We start from the raw sequence: 2890 nt of genomic DNA, 5'->3' as shown, positions 1-2890 counted from the left end.
CTGGATCGTGTGATCATTCGTTTTGCGGGTGATTCGGGTGATGGGATGCAGCTCACGGGTGACCGGTTCACGTCGGAGACGGCGTTGTTCGGGAATGATCTGTCGACGCTGCCGAATTTCCCGGCGGAGATCCGGGCGCCTGCGGGGACGTTGCCGGGGGTGTCGTCGTTCCAGGTGCATTTCGCTGATCATGACATTCTGACGCCGGGGGATGCGCCGAATGTGCTGGTGGCGATGAATCCGGCGGCGTTGCGGGCGAATGTGGGTGATCTGCCGCGGGGTGCGGAGATCATTGTGAACACGGACGAGTTCACGAAGCGGGCGCTGGCGAAGGTCGGTTATGCGGTGTCGCCGTTGGAGGACGGGTCGCTGGAGGGGTTCAGTCTGCATCCGGTGCCGTTGACCGGGTTGACGGTGTCGGCGTTGAAGGAGTTCGGTCTGCCGCGGAAGGAGGCCGAGCGGTGCAAGAACATGTTCGCGCTGGGTCTGCTGTCGTGGATGTATCACCGGCCGACGGAGGGTACCGAGGCGTTTTTGGCGGGGAAGTTCGCGAAGCGGCCGCAGCTCGCGCGGGCGAACATCGCGGCGTTCCGGGCGGGCTGGAACTTCGGGGAGACGACGGAGGATTTCGCGGTCTCCTACGAGGTCGCGCCGGCGTCGAAGGCGTTCGCGCCGGGTGTCTACCGCAACATTTCGGGGAATCTGGCCCTGTCGTACGGGCTGGTCGCGGCGGCGCGGCAGGCGGATCTCCCGCTGTTTCTGGGCTCGTATCCGATCACTCCGGCCTCCGACATCCTGCACGAGCTGTCGAAGCACAAGAATTTCGGGGTGCGCACGTTCCAGGCGGAGGACGAGATCGCGGGGATCGGTGCGGCGCTGGGTGCGGCGTTCGGCGGGTCGCTGGCGGTCACGACGACGTCCGGGCCGGGCGTGGCGCTCAAGTCGGAGACGGTGGGGCTGGCGGTGTCGCTGGAGCTGCCGCTGCTGGTGGTCGACATCCAGCGCGGTGGTCCCTCGACGGGGCTGCCGACCAAGACGGAGCAGGCGGATCTGCTGCAGGCGATGTACGGGCGCAACGGTGAGGCCCCGCTGCCGGTCCTGGCCCCGCGTACTCCCGCGGACTGCTTCGACACCGTGCTGGAGGCGGCACGGATCGCGCTGACCTACCGCACCCCGGTGATGCTGCTCTCCGACGGCTACCTCGCCAACGGCTCCGAACCCTGGCGGATCCCCGCCGTCGAGGAGCTCCCCGACCTGAGCGTGCGGTTCGCCGACGGCCCGAACCACACCCTGGACGACGGCACCGACGTGTTCTGGCCCTACCTGCGCGATCCCGCGACCCTGGCCCGCCCCTGGGCGGTGCCCGGCACACCCGGCCTGGAACACCGCATCGGCGGGATCGAGAAACAGGACGGCAGCGGCAACATCTCCTACGACCCCGCCAACCACGACCACATGGTCCGCACCCGCCAGGCCAAGACCGACAACATCACCATCGACGACCTCACCGTCGACGACCCCGACAGCCGCGCCCGCCTCCTCGTTCTGGGCTGGGGGTCCACCTACGGGCCGATCACCGCCGCCGTCCGCCGGCTGCGCACCGCCGGCGAACCCGTCGCCCAGGCCCACCTGCGGCATCTGAACCCCTTCCCCCAAAACCTGGGCGAGGTCCTGGCCCGCTACGACCGGGTGGTCATCCCCGAAATGAACCTCGGCCAGCTCGCCACCCTCATCCGCGCGAAATACCTCATCGACGCCCGCTCCATCACCCAGGTCAACGGCATGCCGTTCAAGGCCCAGCAACTCGCCGCCGCACTGGAGGAGTTCCTCACCCATGCCGCATGACACCCACCCCCTCACCCTCGTGCCCCGCGCCCAGGCCGAACAGAGCATGAAGGACTTCAAAACCGACCAGGAAGTCCGCTGGTGCCCCGGCTGCGGCGACTACGCCATCCTCGCCGCCGTCCAGTCCTTCATGCCCGAACTCGGCCTCGCCCGCGAGAACACCGTCTTCATCTCCGGCATCGGCTGCTCCTCCCGCTTCCCCTACTACATGAACACCTACGGCATGCACTCCATCCACGGACGTGCCCCCGCCATCGCCACCGGCCTCGCCGTCTCCCGCCCCGACCTGTCCGTCTGGGTCGTCACCGGCGACGGCGACGCCCTCTCCATCGGCGGCAACCACCTCATCCACGCCCTGCGCCGCAACGTCAACCTGAAAATCCTCCTCTTCAACAACCGCATCTACGGCCTCACCAAAGGCCAGTACTCACCCACCTCCGAAACCGGCAAGATCACCAAATCCACCCCCATGGGCTCCCTCGACGCCCCCTTCAACCCCGTCTCCCTCGCCCTCGGAGCCGAAGCCTCCTTCGTCGCCCGCACCCTCGACTCCGACCGCACCCACCTCACCGACACCCTCCGCGCCGCCGCCCACCACCCCGGCACCGCCCTCATCGAGATCTACCAGAACTGCAACATCTTCAACGACGGCGCCTTCGACACCCTCAAAGACCACACCACCGCCGACGAAGCCGTCATCCGCCTCGAACACGGCCAACCCATCCGCTTCGGCCCCGGCCACAACCAAGGCATCACCCGCGACCCCACCACCGGCGAACTCACCCCCCAAACCCTCACCCCCCACAACCAGCACCACGTCCTCATCCACGACACCCACACCCCCCAACCCACCACCGCCTTCGCCCTCTCCCGCCTCGCCGACCCCCACACCCTCCACCACACCCCCATCGGCGTCTTCCGCGCCGTCCAACGCCCCGTCTACGACACCCAACTCAACGACCAACTCGACACCGCCACCAACCAACACGGCAAAGGCGACCTCACCACCCTCCTCACCGGAAACGACACCTGGACCGTCACCGAC

The 2890-nt window shown here is 67.7% G+C and carries 2 protein-coding genes; both read left to right on the top strand.

From position 1 onward, the window contains the following. On the top strand, positions 1-1845 hold a 1845-nt coding region (locus tag ACIPK3_RS34360; protein ID WP_402576137.1), incomplete at its 5' end, for a 2-oxoacid:acceptor oxidoreductase subunit alpha. Further along, a partial coding sequence (locus ACIPK3_RS34355) for a 2-oxoacid:ferredoxin oxidoreductase subunit beta (RefSeq protein ID WP_402576136.1) occupies positions 1835-2890 on the top strand: 1056 nt, incomplete at its 3' end. The genes ACIPK3_RS34360 and ACIPK3_RS34355, both read left to right, overlap by 11 nt.

It is taken from the genome of Streptomyces sp. NPDC086787, assembly GCF_044745865.1.
Taxonomy (GTDB): domain Bacteria; phylum Actinomycetota; class Actinomycetes; order Streptomycetales; family Streptomycetaceae; genus Streptomyces.
The sequence above is the reverse complement of the archived record's forward strand: the minus strand, read 5'-3'. Positions and strand labels throughout refer to the sequence as shown.